The 25684-nt window shown below is 40.1% G+C and carries 13 protein-coding genes, 3 rRNA genes and 1 other annotated feature; of the genes, 8 read left to right on the forward strand and 8 right to left on the reverse strand.

The features are described from left to right. Positions 1-35 precede the first annotated feature (35 nt). The gene (metK, locus tag KBP50_RS05820) at positions 36-1241 is read left to right on the forward strand and encodes a methionine adenosyltransferase (protein WP_050350424.1); all 1206 of its coding nucleotides are present in this window, start codon (positions 36-38) and stop codon (positions 1239-1241) included. A gap of 453 nt (positions 1242-1694) precedes the next feature. Further along, complete coding sequence (gene asnB / locus KBP50_RS05825; protein ID WP_050350425.1) at positions 1695-3593, forward strand: asparagine synthase (glutamine-hydrolyzing); 1899 nt, start codon at positions 1695-1697, stop codon at positions 3591-3593. A gap of 151 nt (positions 3594-3744) precedes the next feature. Here asnB and KBP50_RS05830 read toward each other — a convergent pair whose 3' ends face one another. Together KBP50_RS05830 and KBP50_RS05835 are read right to left on the reverse strand one after the other, a co-directional pair. Then, positions 3745-4599 (reverse strand): C39 family peptidase, encoded by an 855-nt coding sequence (locus KBP50_RS05830; RefSeq protein ID WP_050350426.1) that lies wholly within the window; start codon positions 4597-4599, stop codon positions 3745-3747. Positions 4600-4709: 110 nt separating this feature from the next. Beyond that, the gene (locus KBP50_RS05835) at positions 4710-5228 is read right to left on the reverse strand and encodes a gamma carbonic anhydrase (RefSeq protein ID WP_050350427.1); all 519 of its coding nucleotides are present in this window, start codon (positions 5226-5228) and stop codon (positions 4710-4712) included. Positions 5229-5309: 81 nt separating this feature from the next. Here KBP50_RS05835 and KBP50_RS05840 point away from each other — a divergent pair, with 81 nt between their 5' ends. Next, on the forward strand, positions 5310-6380 hold the full coding sequence (locus KBP50_RS05840) for a tetraprenyl-beta-curcumene synthase family protein (protein WP_050350428.1): 1071 nt from the start codon (positions 5310-5312) through the stop codon (positions 6378-6380). Between the two features lie 141 nt (positions 6381-6521). Here the strand turns inward: KBP50_RS05840 and adhE are convergent, their stop codons facing one another. Both adhE and mnmM read right to left on the reverse strand, forming a co-directional pair. Continuing rightward, positions 6522-9119, reverse strand: coding sequence for a bifunctional acetaldehyde-CoA/alcohol dehydrogenase (adhE, locus tag KBP50_RS05845; RefSeq protein WP_050350429.1), 2598 nt, complete (start codon positions 9117-9119; stop codon positions 6522-6524). Between the two features lie 1133 nt (positions 9120-10252). Further along, complete coding sequence (mnmM, locus tag KBP50_RS05850; protein WP_050350430.1) at positions 10253-10828, reverse strand: tRNA 5-(aminomethyl)-2-thiouridylate-methyltransferase MnmM; 576 nt, start codon at positions 10826-10828, stop codon at positions 10253-10255. A 107-nt stretch (positions 10829-10935) separates the two neighbouring features. Continuing rightward, positions 10936-11153 (forward strand) — a binding site (T-box leader). Between the two features lie 201 nt (positions 11154-11354). Here mnmM and leuS point away from each other — a divergent pair. Beyond that, a complete protein-coding gene (gene leuS / locus KBP50_RS05855; protein WP_050350431.1) occupies positions 11355-13769 on the forward strand; it encodes a leucine--tRNA ligase in 2415 nt (804 codons plus the stop codon). A gap of 672 nt (positions 13770-14441) precedes the next feature. Here leuS and KBP50_RS05860 read toward each other — a convergent pair. Continuing rightward, positions 14442-15191 carry a hypothetical protein gene (locus KBP50_RS05860; RefSeq protein ID WP_050350432.1) on the reverse strand — a complete coding sequence of 250 codons (750 nt, stop codon included), beginning with the start codon at positions 15189-15191 and terminating at the stop codon, positions 14442-14444. Between the two features lie 505 nt (positions 15192-15696). On the opposite strand from KBP50_RS05860, the gene KBP50_RS05865 reads away from it, so the two are divergent. The 4 genes from KBP50_RS05865 to rrf all read left to right on the forward strand — a co-directional run bounded on the left by KBP50_RS05865 (position 15697) and on the right by rrf (position 21637). Beyond that, complete coding sequence (locus tag KBP50_RS05865; RefSeq protein WP_050350433.1) at positions 15697-16008, forward strand: rhodanese-like domain-containing protein; 312 nt, start codon at positions 15697-15699, stop codon at positions 16006-16008. 453 nt (positions 16009-16461) lie between these two features. After that, a 16S ribosomal RNA gene (locus KBP50_RS05870) occupies positions 16462-18026 on the forward strand. A 418-nt stretch (positions 18027-18444) separates the two neighbouring features. After that, positions 18445-21362, forward strand: a 23S ribosomal RNA gene (locus KBP50_RS05875). Between the two features lie 159 nt (positions 21363-21521). Further along, positions 21522-21637, forward strand: a 5S ribosomal RNA gene (rrf, locus tag KBP50_RS05880). The 16S, 23S and 5S rRNA genes sit together here, the layout of an rRNA operon. Positions 21638-22547: 910 nt before the next feature. Here rrf and KBP50_RS05885 read toward each other — a convergent pair. The 3 genes from KBP50_RS05885 to KBP50_RS05895 all read right to left on the reverse strand — a co-directional run bounded on the left by KBP50_RS05885 (position 22548) and on the right by KBP50_RS05895 (position 25520). Further along, positions 22548-23741, reverse strand: a complete 1194-nt coding sequence (locus tag KBP50_RS05885) for a dicarboxylate/amino acid:cation symporter (protein ID WP_050353421.1) — start codon at positions 23739-23741, stop codon at positions 22548-22550. Between the two features lie 232 nt (positions 23742-23973). Beyond that, the gene (locus KBP50_RS05890; RefSeq protein ID WP_077298987.1) at positions 23974-24177 is read right to left on the reverse strand and encodes a hypothetical protein; all 204 of its coding nucleotides are present in this window, start codon (positions 24175-24177) and stop codon (positions 23974-23976) included. A gap of 77 nt (positions 24178-24254) precedes the next feature. Then, entirely contained in the window at positions 24255-25520 is a 1266-nt protein-coding gene (locus tag KBP50_RS05895) for a BaiN/RdsA family NAD(P)/FAD-dependent oxidoreductase (RefSeq protein ID WP_050353419.1), read from the reverse strand. Positions 25521-25684 lie beyond the last annotated feature (164 nt).

Below are 25684 nucleotides of genomic sequence, written 5' to 3' on the forward strand. Positions count from 1 at the left end.
TTCCGTAACCGACTTTAAAAGGAGGAAGTAGCAATATGGCTACGAATCGACGTTTATTTACTTCTGAAAGTGTAACAGAAGGTCATCCTGATAAAATATCGGACCAAATTTCCGATGCTATCCTTGATGAAATATTACAATCTGATCCCTATGCTCGAGTTGCCTGTGAGACAACTGTTACAACAGGACTAGTATTGGTAGCAGGGGAAATATCGACCACTACATATGTAGATATTCCTGCAATCGTTCGAAAAACCATTGAGGATATTGGTTATACACGAGCAAAGTTTGGATTCGACGCCAAAACCTGTGCGGTACTAACAGCGATTGACGAGCAGTCTCCGGATATAGCAGGGGGGGTAGATACTGCTTGGGAGGCAAGACAGGGGCAAATGAGCGAGGAAGAAATTGATGCTATTGGTGCTGGTGACCAAGGACTAATGTTTGGGTTTGCCTGTGACGAAACAGAAGAATTAATGCCATTGCCAATTTCTCTAGCGCACAAATTAGCCAAGCGTTTGGCAGATGTCCGTAAAGACCATACATTGGATTACTTAAGACCGGACGGAAAGACACAAGTAACTGTAGAATATGGAGAAGATGACCAGCCTATTCGAATTGATACAATCGTCATTTCGACACAACATCATCAAGATATAACGGTAGAACAAATTGAAAAAGATTTAATGGAGCATGTTATTATTCCTGTTGTTCCAGCACATTTATTAGATGAAGCAACGAAATATTTTATCAACCCAACTGGACGATTTGTGATTGGGGGTCCACAAGGCGATGCAGGCTTAACCGGAAGAAAAATTATTGTTGACACTTATGGTGGTTATGCACGTCATGGTGGTGGTGCATTTAGTGGTAAGGATGCGACGAAAGTGGATCGTTCTGCTGCTTATGCTGCTAGATATGTAGCAAAAAATATTGTTGCCGCCCAATTAGCAAAAACATGTGAAGTTCAACTTGCGTATGCGATTGGTGTAGCAGAACCAGTTTCGATTGCTATCGATACATTTGGAACCGGGGTTGTAAGCGAGGATGAATTGGTCCAAGCTGTACGAAAACTATTCGACCTTCGCCCGGCTGGCATTATTCGTATGCTTGATTTACAAAAGCCTATTTTTAGAAATACAGCTGCATATGGACATTTTGGTCGTACGGACGTTTTATTCCCATGGGAAAAGACAGATAAAGTGGAAGAATTGGTAGCACTAGTAAAAGAGCAGCAATAATGATGAGAGCGAGAGCATGATTTTTCTTTTGATGGAGATAGAGAAATCATGCTTTTTTTTCGGTGCCAAGATAGGGGGCTAATTTGGTTAAATGGGGGAAGTTTACATATAATAGGAATAATGTTGTTTACATAAGAATTTGGGAGTAACTAAATGATCGAAAAAAACAAAGGCATCATTGAATTTTTTACCGTTTTTGATGAGAACAATTGAATATATGGTACGGTTATGGTATCTTTACTCACATCTGATGCAATATAGGTCTCCGCAAAAAATGGTGATCACAGACGGTCATATGTACATCAACAGACAAGAATTATATAATGTAGAACTTATTACCCTATAAAACACGCTTTATTTGGAAGTTTTTTACTAGCGAATAATGTGGTATGATAATATTGAAAAATAATCTTACGCCACGTTACTATTATTAATGAGAGAAGGTAGACAGCAATGTGTGGTTTTATCGGAATGATATTTGATAATCCAGTCGAACGAACAGAACAAGAAATTGAATTGTTTAAAAAGCAAAATAATTTGATCACTCATCGGGGGCCAGATGATGAGGGCTATTATTTTGATTCCTATATTTCATTCGGATTTCGCCGATTAAGTATTATTGATATTGAAAGTGGTTCACAGCCATTAAGCTATAACAATGAACAAATCTGGCTCGTTTTTAATGGAGAGATTTATAATTATATCGAATTACGTGAAAAACTGCTTGAAGAAGGCTACGAATTCCAGACAGACTCAGATACAGAGGTTATAGCTGCACTTTTTTCCAAACATAAGGAGAATGCCTTTCAATATTTAAGAGGTATGTTCTCGATTCTTATTTGGGATAAAGAGACAGAGCAATTATACGGTGCGCGCGATCCTTTTGGTATTAAGCCATTTTTTTATCATGAAAATTCCTTTGGGACGTCATTTGCATCAGAGAAAAAAAGTATTACCTTAATGATGGAACAAGAAGAAGTAGATCAAGCTGCTCTGCAGCATTATTTGAGTTTTCAATACGTGCCGGAACCAATGACAATGACTGCCGGCATTAAAAAAGTAGAGCCAGGCCATTATTTCATTAAGAAACCTGGACAACCTATTCAATTTACACGTTATTGGCATGCTACATTTCATCCTGTGCTTCGAGAAAAGCAAGATTGGATTCAAAAAATTCAAGATGTCATGTATGATTCTGTTAACGTGCATATGCGTAGTGACGTTCCAGTTGGGTCATTCCTATCTGGGGGTATCGATTCAACGTTAATCGTATCCATAGCGAAAGAATTTAATCCAGATATTAAGACATTTTCAGTTGGCTTTGAACGCGATGGTTATTCAGAAGTCGATGTAGCTAAGGAAACAGCAGATAAACTGAATGTGGAAAACATTTCCTACATGATTTCACCGGAAGAATATGTAGACAACTTACCAAAAATCATGTGGCATATGGATGATCCATTAGCTGATCCATCCTGCGTACCATTGTATTTTGTTTCCAGAGAAGCAAGAAAGCATGTAACAGTTGTGCTGTCTGGAGAAGGGTCTGATGAATTGTTTGGGGGCTACAATATTTATCGGGAGCCTGGCTCATTGAAAATATTCGATAAGCTTCCGTTACCTGTGAAGGAATTGCTGAAACGCGTTTCCGCTATATTACCTGAAGGAGTGAAAGGAAAAAGCTTCCTAGATCGTGGAACAACGCCGTTGCGTGAACGGTATATTGGAAATGCAAAAATGTTTGAAGAAAACGAAAAAAGAAAGCTATTAAAAACGTATAATGATCATTTATCTTACCAGCAAATAACAGGCAAATTATTTGACCAGGTAAAAGACTATCCGTACGTGAACCAAATGCAATATGTAGACATTCATACTTGGATGCGTGGAGATATTTTATTAAAAGCAGACCGTGTTACGATGGCTCATTCTCTTGAGTTACGAGTGCCGTTCTTGGATAAGGAAGTATTTCGTGTCGCAAATGAAATTCCAGTTGATTTGAAAATAGCTAACGGTACTACGAAGAGTCTGTTGCGTGAGGCTTCACGTGGAATCATTCCAGATCATGTGCTAGACCGAAAAAAATTAGGTTTCCCAGTACCTATTCGTCATTGGCTTAAGAATGAGTTAAATGGCTGGGCAAAACAACTGATTCATGAAAGTGAGACAGACCATTTATTACACAAGAACTATATACTTGAACTGCTAGAAGCTCACTGCCAAGGAAAAGGGGACTATAGCAGAAAAATATGGACGGTGCTTATGTTCATGCTATGGCACCAAAACTTTGTTGAAAAAAAGTTTACTGCTTCTAACCTAAATGAAAACGAAGCGGAATTAATCCATTCTTAATATTAGGATAGGAAGCTGACAAGTTAAACTGCATGTTTGCTTTACCTTTCCCTAATCTTATTAGGATAGTGAAGTAGTTCATTGTTCACGCAATGGAATAAGTTACGATTTCAAAGTCATTATGACTTTGTTAAAAGCAGGCGATCACCTCTTAATCAATGGTGATCGCCTGCTTTCCCATTTGTTCCCAAGCAGCTTGAAACTCATCGATAGGTGCTTTCTCTGCAAAGTTTAATGGATCATTAAAATAAATGTAGTTTTCATCATAACCTGTAATCAATACGGAGTGTTGCTTCATCGTAATATCGATTTTTCCGTCCTTTGTATTCCAAGTGGTAAATTGACTTTCTGGAAGTTTATCGTAAGTTGTATTTATAATTACCCATACAGGTCGCTTATGATTTAATTCTGTAATGATTGTTTTAAAGTCATTTCCGGTTAAATCTTTTACACGATCACCTGCATAACGTTTAGCTAATGCAGCAATTGGCTTATGATAAACGCCCATACCCGGTGTGTCAAATGAATACATATCACCTACAAACCCACGATACGGATTACCGAAAAATATTTCACCGTCTTTTTTCGTATAAGGCGTAGGATCTTTTTTTACTTGCTGCGCTAGTTCTATTTTATCGATACGGATATCATTATGCCTTAAGAGCATTGATAAGCTAGTTACTTCACAGCCTCTCGGTAATTCTGGAAGCTGCTCTATCTTAGGAACATCCATTTTAACTTTTTTTTGAATGGTGTGTTTCGATAGTTTTCTCTCTTCTGGTGATAACTGATTGTCTTCGTGGACCGGGATTGTATATTGGATCAACTGTTTGAAAGCCGCTTTATGTTCCATAACAAAAAGAGTTAACACAGAAATAGCAGTGATAGAAAAAATAAAACCGTATATGATAAAGGATTTTTTTACCCAAGCTATTTTTTGCTTGGAACTAATATAGAATAATACAGTAGCCAGCATACAACAAACACTAAATAAAATAATGTTCATCTTTTCAATCTCCCTGTGAGTTAAAGTGAATCTTCAACAGTGCTATTTAATAAGGCTCCTTTATTTATATATCGGCTTTGTTTGTCAAAAGTTCAATTTTTTTGCCACTATTACTTATCCAGTTGTTGTTGTTTGTAGATAGTTCCTTTTTCAACATATGATTGACAAATGCGCTGCATTTCCACGAAGTCGTCCTCTGTCAGCTCTCTGACAACTTTTGCTGGACTGCCTAGCGCTAATGTATATGGAGGGATCTTTTTTCCGGGTGGTACAAGACTTCCAGCGCCGATAAAGGCATACTCGCCAATTTCAGAACCATCTAGCAAAATAGAACCCATCCCAATTAAGGCATGTTTACGTATATATGTAGAATGTAATGTTGCCTGATGTCCGACTGTGACATCGTTTTCGATAACTAACGGGATGCCAGGGCTTTGGTGCAGGACAGATAAGTCTTGGATACTAATCCGCTCTCCAATAATTACTGGGGCGACATCTCCACGAATGACTGTCTTGAACCATATGCTAGATTGTTTACCGATGGTAACATCACCGATAATGCTTGCGTCATCTGCGATAAATGCAGAATCATGAATCGTTGGATATATTCCTTTATAAGACTGTATCATTTGAATCCTCCTAAAAAATATGATGATAATAGTAATGGAAACAAACATTATAAGAATGCTTGAAAATGGAACGGAGGCAGCATGTTGAGTAATCTAGTACCAAGCACACCTATCCCTTTAATGATAACAGTTTATCGAAAGATCTTTCCAGCAGTAAGCAAGGAGCTTGCTGTTTGGAAACAGCGAGCCGATGAAATACCTGATGAAGAATTGCGCTTTCAGGCGCTTGCAAGCATGTCTGAAAAACGATTTCATTGTCAAGGCGGAGCAGTGTATGCTTTGTTATCAGGGGCTAGGTGGAGAGAGTGTATACGTTTTATTGTTGCTTATCAAACGATTAGCGATTATTTAGACAATTTATGTGATCGAAGTACAACCTTGGATCCGTCATCTTTTTCATTGTTGCATACATCTATGATAGATGCCCATTGTCCAAGGTCAGAGCCGAAAGATTATTATGCATTTTTTCACCACAAACAAGATAATGGCTACTTGCAACAACTTGTACAAACGTGTAACGATGTCGTTGCTAAATTAGATGATATTCCGACATATCAAGAGCAGGCTTTACAATTGACAAGATTGTATAGTGATTTACAAGTGCATAAACATGTTAAACAAGAAGAAAGGGTTCCGCGTTTAACAAATTGGTCAAAAGAGAAAAATTGCCATCCATTAGCGTGGTATGAATTCTCAGCTGCAACAGGATCAACTTTAGGGATTTTTTGTTTAATGGCGTACAGTTTGGCTGGGAGATTGCATCGAAAATTAGCAAATGAAATTGTGACAGCTTATTTTCCTTATATACAAGGGTTGCATATTCTACTGGATTATTATATAGATCAACAGGAGGATAAAGAGGAGGGCGATTTAAATTTCTGTTCGTACTATGAAAGTCAAACGGTCATGCATGAACGCTTCCAATATTTTTGTGAGCAGGCAAAGGTATATGCAGGTACCATACCTAATCCAAGCTTCCATAAGATGGTTGTTCAAGGGTTGGTTGGATTATATTTAGGGGATGGGAAAGTAAATCACATAAATGATTCAACGCCCTTCAAACAGCTGCTGTTTCAAACTGCTGGAAAGCCTGCTATGTTTTTTTATCGTAATACAAGAATATATTATTTTTTTAAACAGTTTATACATTAAAGAACCGCTGTTACAAATAAGTAACAACGGTTCAGTACAGTTTACTGTTCTTGGGTAGGGTAGAAACTGTAAATATGTGAATTATAAAGCGTTGGTTTTACAAGTTCAGGAAGAAAACTATCTTCAACTTTATCTTGGATGTTATATTCCTTTGTATGCGTCACGATAGATAGTGGCTAATTCGGTAATTAAAGGTAGCTTCGGATTGGCTGTAGTACATTGATCTTCAAATGCTAGTTCAGCAAGGGTATCAACTTTTGCTTCAAATTCCTGTTTATTTACGCCTGTATCCTTAATGCTCATTGGGATATTCAGTTCTTTAGCAAGCTTAATGATTGCTTGAACTAAGCTTTCTACTCCTTCTTCAACCGTTCTTGCTGGAAGTCCTAGAGCTTTTGCTATTTCTGCATAACGTTCATCAGCAACAAAATAAGCGTATTTAGGGAATGTAGCAAATTTTTCTGGTTTTTTCGCATTGTAACGAATGACATGTGGCAGTAAAATTGTATTTGCTCTACCGTGCGCAATACCAAATGCAGCCCCTAGTTTATGTGCTAATGAGTGATTAATTCCTAAGAACGCATTGGAGAATGCCATTCCCGCTATCGTTGATGCATTATGCATTTTTTCTCTAGCTAACTCATCATTTCCGTTGTGATATGCTTTCGGCAAATATTGAAACACTAATTGGATGGCCTTGATGGCAAGTGCATCTGTATAATCATTCGCCAAGTTGGATACATAAGCTTCAATGGCATGTGTTAATACGTCCATACCAGTATCAGCTGTTACTTGCTTTGGAACAGACATAACGAATTGCGGATCAACGATTGCAACATTTGGTGTCATTTCATAGTCAGCTAATGGATATTTAGTATTTGATTCTTTATCGGTAACAACTGTAAAAGATGTAACTTCTGAGCCCGTTCCTGACGTAGTCGGCACACATACTAATTGAGCAAGTCGTCCTAACTTCGGATATTTTACGATACGTTTTCGAATGTCCATGAATTTTTGTTTTAGGGCATTAAAATCTGCATCTGGATACTCATAGAATAACCACATTGCTTTAGCGGCGTCCATTGGTGATCCACCACCGATAGCGATAATAACGTCTGGCTTAAATTGTTGCATTAACGCCGTACCCTTACGGATAGTATCAATTGATGGGTCAGCTTCGACATCTGAAAATATTTCACAATGAACATAATCAGGACGTTTCCGCAAATAGTAAAGTGCTTTATCGACGTAACCAAGCTCAACCATCATAGGATCTGTGACAATAAATGCTTTTGATATGTCCGGCATTTTTTCTAAATATTGAATTGCATTTTTTTCGAAATAAATTTTAGGAGGTAGTTTAAACCATTGCATATTATTTCTCCTCCGCGCCATTTTTTTGATGTTCATTAAATTAATCGTTCCGACGTTTGTTGATACCGAGTTTCCTCCATACGTTCCACAGCCTAAAGTAAGAGAAGGCATATGATTATTGTAAATATCGCCGATAGCTCCTTGAGAAGAAGGGGAATTTACGATAAGTCTTCCTGCTTTCATGCGGAGCGAGAACGTTTCGATAACCTGTTGATCAGTGGAATGAATAACAGCTGAATGCCCAAGTCCGCCGAAGTGAAGCATTTCATCAGCACGCTTTAAACCTTCTTCTGTACTATTTACTTTGTAGCAAGCTAGTACAGGACTTAATTTTTCTCTGGATAATGGAAATTCTGGTCCAACCCCTTCAATTTCTGCTAGTAATATTTTTGTGTTTTTAGCTACATTTACTCCAGCCATTTTAGCAATTTCATATGCAGGTTTACCGACAATATCAGGGTTGACTGCACAGGTAGTTGGATTGATAACGAGTTTCTCTACTTTCTTTCTTTCTTCTTCTGTTAGGAAATGACAATTATTGGCAACTAGCTCGTGTTTCACCGTATCATAAATCTCTTGGTCAATGATAACCGCTTGTTCAGAAGCACAGATCATTCCATTATCAAATGTTTTGGATAAAATCAAATCATTAACAGCTCGTTTTATTTGCGCTGTTTTTTCGATATAACAAGGCACGTTTCCTGGACCGACTCCAAGAGCTGGTTTTCCAGAACTATAAGCAGATTTAACCATACCAGATCCACCAGTAGCTAAGATAAGCGATACACCGGAATGATTCATTAATCCCTTCGTAGCCTCTACAGAAGGAGATTCAATCCACTGTATACAATTTTTAGGTGCCCCTGCTTTGATTGCTGCATCCAATAATACTTTTGCTGCTTGACTGCTACATTTTTGAGCAGAAGGATGGAAAGCAAAAATAATCGGGTTTCTTGTTTTAATCGAAATGAGTGATTTAAACATCGTAGTAGATGTTGGGTTTGTAACTGGTGTTATTCCACAGATTATTCCAGCAGGTTCAGCAATTTCTACGATTCCTTCTTGTTCATCCTCATGAATTACACCAACAGTTTTATCATATTTAATATTGTGGTAAATATATTCCGTTGCAAAAATATTTTTGATTGCTTTATCTTCAAAGACCCCTCGTCCGGTTTCTTCAATTGCTAGTTTTGCTAGTGGCATATGTTGGTCGAGTCCAGCTAAGGCCATTTCTTTGACAATTGTATCAATCGTTTCCTGATCTAACTGTTTTAAACCTTCTAAAGCCTCTTCAGCTTGAGAAACTAACTGATCAATTCTGGTAGCAACTTGCTCTTCTTTTCCTCTTGTTTTATCAGTCATAATAGGACTCCTCCTTAGTTTGTGAAATACTGAGCAATCTTTTTACACCTTCATTATATAACGTGTTTTTATAAATTTCCACACCTTTTGTGAAATACTGAGCATACTTTTTAGTTTGTAATCGCTGTACTATAACAAGCAAACGTTTCCATTATTGGTTTAATAGGATTATGTATTTTTTGTGAACAGACGATGCTTTTACCTTACTTCTATGATTTAATAAGACTTTCGTGGATAGAATTATCGAGAATTGCTCAAGTCCTAAGTGATTACGAAACATACCTAAGAACTTCACTTTGGGGAGTTATGGGGGTTAGCGGCATAATAAATTCCCAATTCGTTTAAGGTCATCCATTTGGTCATAGACAATCTAGCGGGGATGAAAGAAAAGCCACACTGATTGGTGTTCATTTACAGTGTATACAATAATGCTGTTTGGAGTGCTATACGCTAAAAGATTTGAAAAAGACTATAACTTTGTTAGGTGAAATGCGCCCTTGCTCAATGATGGATGCTGCTTGAAGAAAACAAAGTAATTATGCAGCTAATATATAGGAAGAAAATAGTTTAGTCAGTATATTTTTTTATAAATGGAGCAGGAAATTTATCCCGCATATAAGCTGTTGTAAGACTCTTACTTAACAGGAGTTGGATAATCTGTACTGTAACAAGTCTAAGTGGGAGGTAACAAGTACCTATGCTCTATTTCTTAAACGCCTTTAAGTCATTCCATTATGGTGCTAACAATCCGTGGAGGAGGAATGAAAACCCTCACTAATTGAAGATTTACTTTATTGTTTTGAACGTTTACATACGCCCCCCCGTTTCACAAGCAGAGGCAGAGAACTTTTTAGAGTAGTGTGTAAAAAAATATGGGTTGCTTGGAGTCGTGCTTAGTAGAAGTTGTTGTAACTGGCAATAAGATCTCCTCCACTTCCATGCTAAGAAGTGAAACCTAGGAAGGTAAGTGGAGGATCCAACTGCAGGTTAAATGAACGTTTCTGTTTATAGACCTTTAGGTTAGATAACCTTGTGGTACTAACTAATCTTTAAAGAAGGATAAAAGAAAACCCTGATTGTAGATACGCTTTATGTACTGCTTGTTTTGTTTTAATGATGTAGCAGCTATAAACTTAATATCTTCGTTTTCTTTTTTCAATTGCAATAATGAAGGGCGGATTATTTTTTTGATTAATAAATCGATATTGTAATACATGATAGGAACGTTGGCTTAACTGCATTACATGTTTTAATACAGCTTCCTTTTCTTCTTGTCCTCCTTGATGACCATAATAGACAACAATAACAATTAGGCCGTTTGTTTTTAAATAATGTAAAATCGTGTTGATGGCGGAAATGGTTGAAGCAGCGTTTGTTATGATGGATTTGTCGCTTTTAGGTAAATAGCCAAGATTAAATACAGCTCCACCAATTAACATTTCTTTCGTAGGTAAGTATTTTTCTAAGTTTTCATGGCTATCATGAATGACAGATACATTCGTTTTTTGATGATCTTCTATTAGCTGTTTGGTTGTTTGGATTGCTTGTGCTTGAATATCAAATGCCAGGACATGACCGTTTGCGCCAACAACGTTGCTTAAAAACAATGTGTCCTTTCCATTTCCGCAGGTAGCATCAATAACCGTTTCATCCTTTTCGATCGTTGATTCTAGTAAATAATGGGCATAGTGTAAAATTCCGTGCAACATGATTATCTCCTTTTATTGACTTATTCATTGTTATTTTATCAGATTGAGTCATACGTTGTCTTGACAAAGCGATACGAATTCATTACAATTCGATATAATAGGATAGGATAATGACAATGCCGAGGAATAGTAATAAATCCCTTCAGGTATAGAGAGGCAGTGATTGGTGGAAACTGTCCCTGAATATTTATGAACTCGCCTTGAGCCGTTGCAGAAGCGAATTTTTATGTAGTTTCTGACGTATGTCCACGTTACGGATTTTAAGCGAATGCAGATCATGCATTAAATTGGGTGGTACCGCGGGAAATAGCATCTCGTCCCTTCTATAACTAAGGAGGGATAGAGATGCTTTTTTTGATGACGTAATGATTTTGAGTTCTGTGCAGAATATAGCGGATAAATTTGAATGACAGGCGCACGAAGCCTTACTACGTCCCAAACATATTTCTGCTTGAATAATAATACTTGGCAATCGCTTGAACTAATGTCTGAATTGCCTAAGTTGAAGATAAAGGGAGGAAAATACATGAGTTTCCATCATCAGCAAATAGAAAAGAAATGGCAAACGTATTGGCTGAAGAATAAAACATTTAAAACGGATACGTTTTCGGAAAAAGAAAAAATATATGCACTAGATATGTTCCCGTATCCATCGGGATCAGGTTTGCATGTAGGTCATCCAGAAGGGTATACAGCTACTGATATTATTTCCAGAATGAAACGAATGCAAGGCTATGAAGTATTGCACCCAATGGGGTGGGATGCATTTGGTCTTCCAGCTGAACAGTATGCCATTGACACAGGCAATAGTCCAGCGGAATTTACGAAGAAGAATATAGCTGTTTTTAAGCGTCAAATCCAAGCACTAGGGTTTTCTTACGACTGGGACCGTGAAATCAACACAACAGATCCTGACTATTATAAGTGGACACAGTGGATTTTTATAAAATTGTATGAACGTGGTCTAGCATACATGGATGAAGTTCCAGTTAATTGGTGCCCTGCTTTAGGAACGGTATTAGCAAATGAAGAGGTTATCGATGGAAAAAGCGAACGAGGAGGCCATCCCGTGATCCGCAAGCCGATGAAGCAATGGATGTTGCGAATAACTGCATATGCGGATCGACTGTTAGAGGATTTGGAAGAATTGGATTGGCCTGAGAGCTTAAAAGATATGCAACGTAATTGGATTGGCAGATCTGAAGGTGCTGAGGTTCGGTTTGAAATTGCTTCCTTTAATGAGGAATTTACAGTGTTTACAACTAGACCCGATACATTGTTTGGAGCCACATACGCCGTTTTCGCTCCAGAACACCCTTTAGTGAAGAAAATTGTAACAGAGGAACAAAAAGAAGCTGTCGATAATTACATCCATGCAATTGAAACGAAGTCTGATTTAGAACGCACAGAATTATCAAAGGAAAAAACAGGCGTATTCACAGGTGCATATGCGATTAATCCTGTAAATGGTAACAAGATGCCAATCTGGATTGCTGATTATGTGTTAATGAGTTACGGTTCAGGAGCAATTATGGCGGTTCCGGCACATGATGAAAGGGACTATGAATTTGCTACAAAGTTTGAACTTCCGATTGTTGAAGTAGTTGCAGGCGGAGATATTTCAAAAGAAGCTTATACTGGTGATGGTGAACATATTAATTCTGAATTTTTGAATGGTCTAGGTAAAGATGCAGCCATTTCTAAAATAATTGACTGGTTGGAGGAGCATGAAAAAGGTACAAAAAAAATAACGTACCGCCTTCGTGACTGGTTGTTCGCTAGACAGCGCTATTGGGGAGAACCAATTCCGGTTATCCACTGGGAAGATGGTTCGATGACAACTGTGCCTGAAGAAGAATTGCCATTAGAATTACCAAAAACGGATAACATTAAGCCTTCGGGTACTGGAGAATCACCTTTAGCTAATTGTACAGAGTGGGTAAATGTCGTAGACCCTAAAACTGGTATGAAAGGAAGAAGAGAAACAAATACAATGCCACAATGGGCAGGAAGTTGCTGGTATTTCTTGCGCTATATTGATCCGAAAAATGGTGACCAGTTGGCTGATCCGGATGCTCTAAAGCGATGGTTACCAGTTGATTTATATATTGGCGGGGCTGAGCATGCTGTTCTTCATCTACTATATGCACGCTTCTGGCATAAGTTTTTATATGATATAGGTGCCGTACCAACCAAAGAACCGTTCATGAAGTTATTTAACCAAGGAATGATTCTTGGAGAAGGCAATGAAAAAATGAGTAAGTCAAAAGGGAATGTTGTAAATCCCGACGATGTACTAGAGTCTCATGGTGCAGATACATTGCGGCTTTATGAAATGTTTATGGGGCCTTTAGACGCCTCTGTTGCCTGGTCGGAAAATGGACTTGATGGCTCACGTCGTTTCCTTGATCGTGTGTGGCGACTTATTGTTGATGAAAATGGTCAACTTTCTCATAAAATTGTGGAAGAAAATGACGGTAGGCTAGAAAAAACGTATCATGAAACGGTGAAAAAAGTGACCGAGGATTTTGATAATCTACATTTTAATACAGCTATTTCACAAATGATGGTATTTGTTAATGAATGTTATAAAGCAGAGAATCTCTATAAAGAATATATTGTAGGGTTTATAAAGATGCTCTCACCAATTGCTCCTCATATTACTGAAGAAATATGGCAAATACTAGGTCATTCTAACACGATTGCTTATGAACCATGGCCAACTTATGATGAAAATAAATTGGTCGAAGATGAAGTGGAGATTGTTTTGCAGGTAATGGGGAAAGTTCGCGCGAAAATCCTTGTCTCGAAGGATACTTCAAAGGAAGAATTGGAAAAAGTGGCTTTGGAAAATGAAAAAGTAAAAGAGTTGATTGCTGGTAAAACGGTTCGTAAAGTTATTGTTGTACCAGAAAAACTAGTTAATATCGTTGCAAATTAAGCAGGATAACATTTTTTATTAACAAAGGCGCGGGGCGCCCGTTTAGCAACGTAGCGATTGGAACGAATCAACTAAAGATTTAGGAATCATGCCACTAAAACAGGGGTATGCCGACGTCTGGGCGGCAAGCCCGTTTTTAGTCGGACTTCCCCTTAGTGACGAACCGATGATGCCTTATCGTAGGGCGCATTTCTAAAGTCACCTAGTTGCTGGGCTCATGCGCCGGACGTGGCTATTCGGTTCGTTATCCCCAAGTACCTCATTTTATACTTTTGTATGAAAAAAAGCTATTTACCATTATATAAGTTATTTATTTTAGGTAGTATTTCAAGAATCTAAACATTATAAAGCAAAATTTTTCATAATAGATGGTGGCTCGCGCTCTAGGCGAGCCATGGTGGTTTCTTATCTCATAAAAAAGAGTTTCTTGCAAAACTTTTTAAAATGAATAAACCGCATGAAGTTAGATTGCCAACTCTGATTTCATGCGGTTTTATTGTTTCTCGTATATAAGTTGCTGTAAGACTCCCACTTCAGGAGTTGGATAATCTGTACTGCGGCAAGTCTAAGTGGAAGATAACAGCACCAATGCCCGATTCATTTATCTAACAATCTGTGGCGGAGGAATGCCCCCCATTGATGGAAGATTCAACACTTTATTAAGTGCGTTTTTTAAATAGATGGAACCCAGTCTGTTTTTATAATAATCCAATTATCATTTTCAAAATACCATATTGTTTCAACTGTGCCAAGCTGGTCGGCATGGTAAGCACCGCTAATTTGTTGATAGCTTTTTAACCCATACCCTTTACTTGCGCTAATTTTAATTGGTTCAAAGAAAGCGATCGGATCAATCATAACGGATTTATTTTCAGAAATTAAATTCCCTTCCTTATTATAAATTCCAAGTCGAATATAATCTTCTGCCCGAGGTTGTACATCTACTTTAATCGGTTTACTTGTAGCGGTTAGTTGTATGTTAACCTTAAAGTTTGGTTGAAAACTCCCGCTTAAATAAGTCTGTTCAGGCAATGGTATTCTTTGTAGAACGGTGTGAAGGATTGTGTTTAATTGGTAACTATAAAGTCCACCACTTCCACCGGTAGCGCTTTGGTAAAAAATATCCTTTATTCCATCGTGATTCAAATCTATAAATTGTAAACTCGGATCATAGCCGCCAGGGTATATTATTTGCCATTGATTTTGCTCGTTAGAAATTTCCGCCCATATTTCTCGATAATAAGTTGATCCAGAAGAAAACAGTGTTCCCAACAATTTGATTGTTTCTAGTTTGTTATCTCCAGTAACATCCGCATGATATGTTTGAATTAAAGTTGGTTTTGTCTCTTCAGCATATGTATTTGGCAAAGGAAAAACAAATAACAATATACTGAATAGAAAAAACGTATATATATGCTTCATCATTCACTCTCCATTTTTATTTTGTTAACTTTAGAATGTGTTACAGGGTTGAAAGTTATCCGTTGAAAATTTATTATGTAAGTACGTGTTATAGAGTTGGATTACGAGTCCTATAAGTGTTTCTATTTATACTGTAGATAAGTTACTGTAAGTAGACTCCTACTTCTGAAGTTGGATATCTGTACTGCAACAAGTCTAAGCAGGAGATAACAGCACCTAAATGACCGTATTTCGTAAGAGGCCTTTAGGTCAACCATTATCGTACTAACAATCAGTAGGGGAAGGAATAAAAACCCCGCCGATTGAAGATTCACTTATATGAAAAATCAAACGTAGATATGATACCAGTTGTTTAATGCTGTAGCTTCTATTGCACACTTTAATTATGAGGTAATACGGAACAGTCAACAATGAGGTCCATCATTATAATACAAACGACTTTGCAAATAGAGTGTACACGCAACACAGTACTTTGTACTAAAAATGAAAAGCTAGAGGTGAGAAAATGGTTAGAGTAAAAGAATTGACACCAGAAGAAGTAGAGAAAAAATTAGCAAAAAATGATGGCATAATAGAGCTTATCGATGTACGTGAAGACGATGAAGTGGCACAAGGCAAGATTCCAGAGATAACACATATTCCTTTACAGCAAATCCCTGAGAAAACTGAGCAATTAGATAAAACTAAACAATATATTATGGTATGTCGGTCTGGAAGGAGAAGTGAAAAAGCTGCTGCTTATTTACAAGAACAAGGCTTCAATGTAACCAATATGGTTGGTGGGATGCTGGAATGGAAGGGAGAAGTAATCAGTTAAGAAAAATGCGGGGAAAGGGTTGACTTTTTTCCTGCATACCTTTAATATAGTTTTTGCTGTCGCAAGCAGGAAAGCACTGTTAGCTGTTTATAATTACATGTTTGACATCTAGTCCTACACATGTTATAATTAAAATCCTCATTAAGGATAGTGACACAAGCATATAGCCTAATGAGGGAGCTAACTCGGTTATTAGTTTAAATAGTTTTATAATTATCGAGTTGACTATTTAAGGATGCTTTATTTGCTCTTTGAAAACTGAACAAAACAACCAGTATGTCAAGAAAAGCAATCTCTGTTTTTCTTTTAAAAAATCGACCGAGAGCAATCTCGGGAGAAGCTAAGAATGATGAAGAACGGTGTTCATCATCACAAACTTTTATGGCAAATGAGTAACACGTTACTTATTTGCACAAGTGCAACTTCACTTTTGCAAACACCAAAAGTGAGTTTTCTATGGAGAGTTTGATCTTGGCTCAGGACGAACGCTGGCGGCGTGCCTAATACATGCAAGTCGAGCGCGGGAAGCAAGCAGATCTCCTTCGGGGGTGACGCTTGTGGAACGAGCGGCGGACGGGTGAGTAACACGTGGGCAACCTACCTGTAAGACTGGGATAACTCCGGGAAACCGGGGCTAATACCGGATGATACATATCGTCGCATGACGAGATGTTGAAAGGCGGCATATGCTGTCACTTACAGATGGGCCCGCGGCGCATTAGCTAGTTGGTGAGATAAAAGCTCACCAAGGCGACGATGCGTAGCCGACCTGAGAGGGTGATCGGCCACACTGGGACTGAGACACGGCCCAGACTCCTACGGGAGGCAGCAGTAGGGAATCTTCCGCAATGGACGAAAGTCTGACGGAGCAACGCCGCGTGAGTGATGAAGGTTTTCGGATCGTAAAACTCTGTTGTTAGGGAAGAACAAGTGCCATTCGAATAGGTTGGCACCTTGACGGTACCTAACCAGAAAGCCCCGGCTAACTACGTGCCAGCAGCCGCGGTAATACGTAGGGGGCAAGCGTTGTCCGGAATTATTGGGCGTAAAGCGCGCGCAGGCGGTCCTTTAAGTCTGATGTGAAAGCCCACGGCTTAACCGTGGAGGGCCATTGGAAACTGGGGGACTTGAGTACAGAAGAGGAGAGTGGAATTCCACGTGTAGCGGTGAAATGCGTAGAGATGTGGAGGAACACCAGTGGCGAAGGCGACTCTCTGGTCTGTAACTGACGCTGAGGTGCGAAAGCGTGGGTAGCGAACAGGATTAGATACCCTGGTAGTCCACGCCGTAAACGATGAGTGCTAGGTGTTAGGGGGTTTCCGCCCCTTAGTGCTGAAGTTAACGCATTAAGCACTCCGCCTGGGGAGTACGGCCGCAAGGCTGAAACTCAAAAGAATTGACGGGGACCCGCACAAGCGGTGGAGCATGTGGTTTAATTCGAAGCAACGCGAAGAACCTTACCAGGTCTTGACATCCTCTGACGCCCCTAGAGATAGGGAGTTCCCTTCGGGGACAGAGTGACAGGTGGTGCATGGTTGTCGTCAGCTCGTGTCGTGAGATGTTGGGTTAAGTCCCGCAACGAGCGCAACCCTTGATCTTAGTTGCCAGCATTTAGTTGGGCACTCTAAGGTGACTGCCGGTGACAAACCGGAGGAAGGTGGGGATGACGTCAAATCATCATGCCCCTTATGACCTGGGCTACACACGTGCTACAATGGATGGAACAAAGGGCAGCGAAGCCGCGAGGCCAAGCAAATCCCATAAAACCATTCTCAGTTCGGATTGCAGGCTGCAACTCGCCTGCATGAAGCCGGAATCGCTAGTAATCGCGGATCAGCATGCCGCGGTGAATACGTTCCCGGGTCTTGTACACACCGCCCGTCACACCACGAGAGTTGGTAACACCCGAAGTCGGTGAGGTAACCTTTTGGAGCCAGCCGCCGAAGGTGGGACCAATGATTGGGGTGAAGTCGTAACAAGGTAGCCGTATCGGAAGGTGCGGCTGGATCACCTCCTTTCTAAGGAATAGATAGGAAGCTTTGGCGTTGTTTGAACGTTGAAGCTAGACTATGCGGAAGACATACTTGGTTGTTTGGTTCAGTTTTGAGAGAGTAAATTATACCTCTCAAGGATAAAAGGATTTTCTGTTAAAATCCGTCACGTCCTGTGACGAACACAGAAGTCACGACATCCTGTAGAAACTTTGTACCTTGAAAACTAAATAAGAGTAACAACGACATCAAACTAAAAGCGGAAGCGAATGTGTAGCGATGTACAGACTGGACTGACTCGAAGGAGATAAAGGAAACACGGTGAACGCAAGTGAATCGATGTTGACTTATCGTATGGAGAGGAAGGAAGTCATGCTATTGCTATGAGCTGAAGCTAGAAAACCAAAAGCTGAAAAGTAATATGCTTATTCATAAATAGAAAGTTAGTTAAGTGAATAAGGGCGCACGGTGGATGCCTTGGCACTAGGAGCCGAAGAAGGACGGGACTAACACCGATATGTCCCGGGGAGTCGTAAGTAGACGTCGATCCGGGAATTTCCGAATGGGGGAACCCACTGCTCGTAATGGAGTAGTACTTTTATCTGAATTCATAGGATAGAAGAGGCATACCCGGGGAACTGAAACATCTCAGTACCCGGAGGAAGAGAAAGCAAATGCGATTTCCCAAGTAGCGGCGAGCGAAACGGAAACAGCCCAAACCAGAAGGCTTGCCTTCTGGGGTTGTAGGACACTCCATAGGAGTTATCAAGAGATTCTTTAGATGAAGCGATCTGGAAAGGTTGGCCAAAGAAGGTAACAGCCCTGTAATCGAAAAGGAATCTCCTCCGGAGTGTATCCTGAGTACGGCGGAACACGAGGAATTCCGTCGGAATCCGGGAGGACCATCTCCCAAGGCTAAATACTCCCTAGTGACCGATAGTGAACCAGTACCGTGAGGGAAAGGTGAAAAGCACCCCGGGAGGGGAGTGAAAGAGAACCTGAAACCGTGTGCCTACAAGTAGTCGAAGCCCGTTAATGGGTGACGGCGTACCTTTTGTAGAATGGACCGGCGAGTTACGATCGTATGCAAGGTTAAGTGGAAGACACGGAGCCGCAGCGAAAGCGAGTCTGAATAGGGCGATATAGTATGCGGTCGTAGACCCGAAACCGTGTGATCTACCCATGTCCAGGGTGAAGGTCAGGTAACACTGACTGGAGGCCCGAACCCACGTATGTTGAAAAATGCGGGGATGAGGTGTGGGTAGGGGTGAAATGCCAATCGAACACGGAGATAGCTGGTTCTCTCCGAAATAGCTTTAGGGCTAGCCTCAAGGAAAGAGTACTGGAGGTAGAGCACTGATTGAACTAGGGGCCCTCATCGGGTTACCGAATTCAGTCAAACTCCGAATGCCAGCTACTTATCCTTGGGAGTCAGACTATGGGTGATAAGGTTCATAGTCGAAAGGGAAACAGCCCAGACCGCCAGCTAAGGTCCCAAAGTATACGTTAAGTGGAAAAGGATGTGGAGTTGCCCAGACAACCAGGATGTTGGCTTAGAAGCAGCCACCATTTAAAGAGTGCGTAATAGCTCACTGGTCGAGTGACTCTGCGCCGAAAATGTACCGGGGCTAAACGTATCACCGAAGCTGCGGATTGTTCTACGAACAATGGTAGGAGAGCGTTCAAAGTGCAGTGAAGTCAGATCGTGAGGACTGGTGGAGCGCTTTGAAGTGAGAATGCCGGTATGAGTAGCGAAAAAAGAGTGAGAATCTCTTTCACCGAATGCCTAAGGTTTCCTGAGGAAGGCTCGTCCTCTCAGGGTTAGTCGGGACCTAAGCCGAGGCCGAAAGGCGTAGGCGATGGACAACAGGTAGATATTCCTGTACCACCTCATGAACGTTTGAACGATGGGGGGACGCAGTAGGATAAGGAATGCGCACGGATGGATGTGTGCGCCCAAGCAGTGAGAAAGTCGGATAGGCAAATCCGTCCGATAATTTCAAGCTGTGACGGGGAGGGAAATAGAGTACCGAAGTTCCGGATTTCACACTGCCAAGAAAAGCCTCTAGTAAGTTCATAGGTGCCCGTACCGCAAACCGACACAGGTAGGCGAGGAGAGAATCCTAAGGTGAGCGGGAGAACTCTCGTTAAGGAACTCGGCAAAATGACCCCGTAACTTCGGGAGAAGGGGTGCTCCTTTAAGGAGGAGCCGCAGTGAATAGGCCCAAGCGACTGTTTAGCAAAAACACAGGTCTCTGCGAAGCCGAAAGGCGAAGTATAGGGGCTGACACCTGCCCGGTGCTGGAAGGTTAAGGGGAAACGTTAGTGCTTCGGCACGAAGCGTAGAACCGAAGCCCCAGTAAACGGCGGCCGTAACTATAACGGTCCTAAGGTAGCGAAATTCCTTGTCGGGTAAGTTCCGACCCGCACGAAAGGTGCAACGACTTGGGCACTGTCTCAACGAGAGACCCGGTGAAATTATACTATGCGTGAAGATGCGCATTACCCGCGACAGGACGGAAAGACCCCGTGGAGCTTTACTGTAGCCTGATATTGAATGTTGGTACAGCTTGTACAGGATAGGTGGGAGCCATCGAAGCGTGAGCGCTAGCTTACGTGGAGGCAACCGTGGGATACCACCCTGGCTGTACGAACCTTCTAACCCAGGGCCGTGATCCGGTCCGGAGACAGTGTCAGGCGGGCAGTTTGACTGGGGCGGTCGCCTCCCAAAAGGTAACGGAGGCGCCCAAAGGTTCCCTCAGAATGGTTGGAAATCATTCGCAGAGTGTAAAGGCAGAAGGGAGCTTGACTGCGAGACCTACAAGTCGAGCAGGGACGAAAGTCGGGCTTAGTGATCCGGTGGTTCCGCATGGAAGGGCCATCGCTCAACGGATAAAAGCTACCCCGGGGATAACAGGCTTATCTCCCCCAAGAGTTCACATCGACGGGGAGGTTTGGCACCTCGATGTCGGCTCATCGCATCCTGGGGCTGTAGTCGGTCCCAAGGGTTGGGCTGTTCGCCCATTAAAGCGGTACGCGAGCTGGGTTCAGAACGTCGTGAGACAGTTCGGTCCCTATCCGTCGTGGGCGCAGGAGGTTTGAGAGGAGCTGTCCTTAGTACGAGAGGACCGGGATGGACACACCGCTGGTGTACCAGTTGTTCCGCCAGGAGCATAGCTGGGTAGCTACGTGTGGCAGGGATAAGTGCTGAAAGCATCTAAGCATGAAGCCCCCCTCAAGATGAGACTTCCCATCACTAAAAGTGAGTAAGATCCCTCAGAGATGATGAGGTTGATAGGTCCGAGGTGGAAGCGTGGTGACACGTGTAGCTGACGGATACTAATCGATCGAGGACTTAACTAACCATTTTGGAAGATGAATCGTTGGATGATCTCTTATTTAGTTTTCGAGGTATAAATCAGGAATCGATTTTTTTCAACAAAAATCTTGATTTTTTCTCAAAAACGCTTATAATAAGATTTGTGCCTATTTTTTAGCACAACATAACAAATAGCAACTTTGCCTGGTAGTAATGGCGGAGAGGTCACACCTGTTCCCATGCCGAACACAGAAGTTAAGCTCTCCAGCGCCGATGGTAGTTGGGGCTTTGCCCCTGCAAGAGTAGGACGCCGCCAGGCAATAAGGTAAAAACTGATACATCAAATAAGATGGTCAGTTTTTTTGTTTGTCCAGGAAATTATAAAATTCGGGCCTTAATATGGTGGTGTTCCTGATTAGAAAAAGGGTTCAGGACAATGATGCATCGAGCTTCATACGAAAGTAAAAGACAGAATATGCATATTGTAAAAAGCCAACCAAATGAATGTATAGCATTTAGGGTCTACTTTACATCTGATATCTTGTAACATGAAGATTAAAGAAAAGATGCATTGTCGTCATATCTTTTATGAACGATTAAAAATGGTAGACCACTACCAAAAATGTACGAATTTCGTAAAGACATCATCTTTAAGTTATATGCTGTCGGGTTCGTTTTAATTTTGTGACTTAAAAAGACAAATGGTTTGTCCAAAAAATGGTAATAGCAGGTTTGAAACCTGTATGGAAGCTATGAAAACTCGAATTTAGAAGCATTTCAGCGTGTGAAGGGACATTCCGGCGGTTGGAAAAGAACCTTTACATTCGTTTATGTAACCATTCAGCAATGGCTATATTGTGGGAGTAAATAACACTGTAAAAGTGTTAAAACGTAATTCATTTGGAACCTGAGTGAATGAAGAAGAAAATATTATGGTAACAGGAGGTTAAAAAAATCATCTAAGGTTAAAAAAGATGGCGGAGAGTTTCCACTATCACATACATATTTATTGTCTTAATTTGTTACTTATACCTATACCCGCCATATTAAAGTATAGCAATTTTGACGTTTAAGCAGAGAATGTAAGGCACTGGAAAATTCGCTCAACTCTAAATGGAGATAACAAGCAATTTAAAAAACTCTCACTAAAATTAAGACTCCTCCAACAAGTTGAAAACGTGTGTGGAGGAGTACTTGGATAAGTATAACTTTGTTAAAAATACCATTTATTAAGACTGAGCTACTTCAGCATCGCCGTTGAAAGATTTTCCCTTTCTGCTTAAGCTGTCAGTAATAGCTGTAATTGCTCCGTCACCAGTAACGTTACAAGCAGTTCCAAGGCTGTCTTGGGCTAAGTATAAGGCGATCATCAGTGATACCATGGTTGAGTCGAAGCCTAGCATACTCTCCAAAAGTCCAATTGCTGCCATGACTGCACCACCTGGAACTCCTGGTGCAGCAATCATTGTAACACCTAACATTAAAATAAATGGAAAGATAGTTCCAAGCGTAGCTGCATCGCCTTGTAAAAACAATACAGCTAATGCACAACTTACTAACGTGATGGTACTGCCTGATAAATGAATATTTGCCAGTAAAGGTACAGTGAAATCTGCAATATTTTCTCGAACCTTTAATCGTTTAGCGTGCTCTAAAGTAACAGGGATGGTAGCTGCTGAAGATTGCGTTCCTAAAGCAGTAAAATAGGCGGGTGCCATTGTTTTAAGCATAGATAATGGGTTTTGCTTGCTTAAACCTCCTGCAACTGTATATTGTACGAATAAGTAAAGTAAATGTAAGATGATTATCATAACAAATACTTTAGCAAAAACAGCTAAAATAGTACTTACTTGACCTGCAGAAGTCATATTGGCAAAGATACCAAAAATATGAAACGGAAGTAACGGAATAATTACCTTTTCAATTACTAAATGGATAATATCCCTAAAATCAAGGGATAGTTTGTAAAGTGAATCTCCCTTAATTGCTGCAATTCCTAATCCAAGTACAAAAGCAAGTAATAATGCGGTCATCACGCCCATAGGTGGGGGCATTTCAATTTGGATAAATCCGCTGCTCAATGATTTTGTTGGATCGGAAAAAGACTGAAGTGATTGCTGATTTAATAAGTTAGGATAAATCATTTTAGCAGATAAAAAGGCAATGATTCCAGCAATAATTGTCGAAGAATATGCGATGATTGCTGTCAGTCCTAATAGTTTTCCTGCTCCTTTTCCCATTGAACCGATACCAGGAATAATAAATCCGAGAATAATTAACGGTATTATAAATCCTAAAAAGTTACCAAACAGATCATTAAATGTTGCAAATAAACGTATAAACCAGTCATTTACAAATGAACCGAACGCAATACCTAGTCCTATAGCGATGATAATGCGTAGTAGTAATCCAAAACCTTTCAAATGTATCGTCCTCCTTTCATTATAATATTATCTATTGTACACAATATGTATAAATTCGTCTAACATGCAAATTCAGAAAAAAGTACAATTATATGAATTCCTTGTTATTGGATAATTATTTATTCACATGTTGGTCATTTGAACCAGTATTTACTCCTGCTTAAACAATTAGCGCCTTCGCTCCATACAAAATGATAATAAAAGCGCACCTTATAAGGTGCGCTTTGCCCATTTAACTCATCCCATAAGGGCCTAATTGTTGGGAACCGCCGCTATTTGAAGCGTTAGAGTTTGACATTTGCGATACAAAAGGAATCATTTTTTGCATGGTTTGACCAAAATTTTGATTGTTTTTCGTCATCGTATAAAATGTAGCAGCACCTACGCCTACAGAAGCAATAATTGGTATCCACATTCCACTTTTTTGCACCATCATCGATCCTTTCTTTGCCCTTAGAGTGATAAAAACAGACATTATTAGGTTAAGCAAAAGCATAAAAACGATACAAGGTATCAACTTCCAACCTCTGCTTCAATAGCAGCATTTAAACCAGCGATTCTGCCTGTAACAAGTGCAGATGTTATATTATAACCGCCTGTATAGCCATGTATATCCAATATTTCTCCACAAAAATATAAACGCTCCATTACCTTTGAACGCATAGTATTTGGAACAATTTCTTTAATAGAAACTCCACCACCAGTAACAAACGCTTTTTCCAATGGGAGGGAGTCATGAACATAAAATGTAAATTGTTTGCAATCGTGTATGAATTCCAATACCCATTGCTTGGAAAGATTTCCTACTTTTTTATCTTCATGTACACCATGTCGTTCCAGTAAAAATCCAATAAACCTTTCTGGAGCCCATCCTTTTAACAAGTTTTTAATCGATTTTTTAGGTGTTGTTTGAATCTGTTCAAAGAGTTGCTGAGCTAGGTCTTGTTCAGTGGCATTAGGAAATAGATCAAGCTCCATTGGAACAGCAGTTTGTCCTTTTTTTATTTCTTTAACAACAAATTGGGAGCAACGCAATACTGCTGGACCAGAAATGCCGAAATGCGTAAAAATCATATCCATTTGATGGGAAATAATGGTTTTCCCTTTTTGATTAAGCACAGATAAACAAACGTTACGTAACGAAATACCTTGTAGTAATTTATTTTGGATAAAAGGTTCCTTAGAAACTAAAGCAACTTCTGTAGGATATAGGTCGGTAACTGTATGTCCGGCTTTTTTTGCCCATGCATACCCATCTCCAGTAGAACCTGTTTGCGGTACCGCTTTACCTCCAACAGCAATGATAATGGTTTTAGATTGGATTTTATCTCCATTATAGAGGATAATAGTATGGTGTTTCTTGTCGTAGTGGACTGCTTTTACAGGCATCTCTAGCTTTACTGTGACATTTAGCTCTTCCATGCGCTTCAGTAACGCATTAACTACCGTTTTAGACTGAATAGTAACTGGAAACATTCTGCCATGATCTTCTTCTTTTAACGGGACATTTAAATGCGTGAAAAAATCAATAATGTCGTAATTGTTAAATATAGAAAAAGCACTGTATAAAAATTTTCCGTTTCCAGGAATATGCTTAATGACTTCTTCCTGAGGCAGACGGTTCGTTACATTACATCGGCCTCCACCTGAGATAGCCAGTTTTTTTCCTAGTTTCTTTCCTTTTTCCAGCAATAATGTGTTGGCACCCGACTCAGCTGCGGCAATAGCAGCCATTAATCCAGAAGGTCCTCCGCCAACAATGGTTACGTCATAGGACATTTTCTTCATTCCTTTCCGTAGTATCGTACCATGAACAAAGGAAAGAGACAATTTTATCTTGGTAAATGGTAATGTATGAAGAAGAAGAAACATTTTGTAAAACAATGTTGTCATTTAAGGAGAGGAAACAAAGAAAAATGTGATAAAATAGATCATATGCTAAT

It is taken from the genome of Virgibacillus pantothenticus (assembly GCF_018075365.1).
GTDB classification, from domain to species: domain Bacteria; phylum Bacillota; class Bacilli; order Bacillales; family Amphibacillaceae; genus Virgibacillus; species Virgibacillus pantothenticus.

Excerpts from the sequence above, each read along its gene's own strand:
- mnmM (WP_050350430.1), bottom strand. The coding sequence starts at position 10,828 with ATGTTGCACGGAATTTTACACTATGCCCATTATTTACTAGAATCAACG.
- KBP50_RS05835 (WP_050350427.1), bottom strand. The coding sequence starts at position 5,228 with ATGATACAGTCTTATAAAGGAATATATCCAACGATTCATGATTCTGCA.
- asnB (WP_050350425.1), top strand. The coding sequence starts at position 1,695 with ATGTGTGGTTTTATCGGAATGATATTTGATAATCCAGTCGAACGAACA.
- KBP50_RS05895 (WP_050353419.1), bottom strand. The coding sequence starts at position 25,520 with ATGTCCTATGACGTAACCATTGTTGGCGGAGGACCTTCTGGATTAATG.
- metK (WP_050350424.1), top strand. The coding sequence starts at position 36 with ATGGCTACGAATCGACGTTTATTTACTTCTGAAAGTGTAACAGAAGGT.
- adhE (WP_050350429.1), bottom strand. The coding sequence starts at position 9,119 with ATGACTGATAAAACAAGAGGAAAAGAAGAGCAAGTTGCTACCAGAATT.
- KBP50_RS05830 (WP_050350426.1), bottom strand. The coding sequence starts at position 4,599 with ATGAACATTATTTTATTTAGTGTTTGTTGTATGCTGGCTACTGTATTA.
- KBP50_RS05840 (WP_050350428.1), top strand. The coding sequence starts at position 5,310 with ATGTTGAGTAATCTAGTACCAAGCACACCTATCCCTTTAATGATAACA.
- KBP50_RS05860 (WP_050350432.1), bottom strand. The coding sequence starts at position 15,191 with ATGAAGCATATATATACGTTTTTTCTATTCAGTATATTGTTATTTGTT.
- leuS (WP_050350431.1), top strand. The coding sequence starts at position 11,355 with ATGAGTTTCCATCATCAGCAAATAGAAAAGAAATGGCAAACGTATTGG.
- KBP50_RS05890 (WP_077298987.1), bottom strand. The coding sequence starts at position 24,177 with ATGATGGTGCAAAAAAGTGGAATGTGGATACCAATTATTGCTTCTGTA.
- KBP50_RS05865 (WP_050350433.1), top strand. The coding sequence starts at position 15,697 with ATGGTTAGAGTAAAAGAATTGACACCAGAAGAAGTAGAGAAAAAATTA.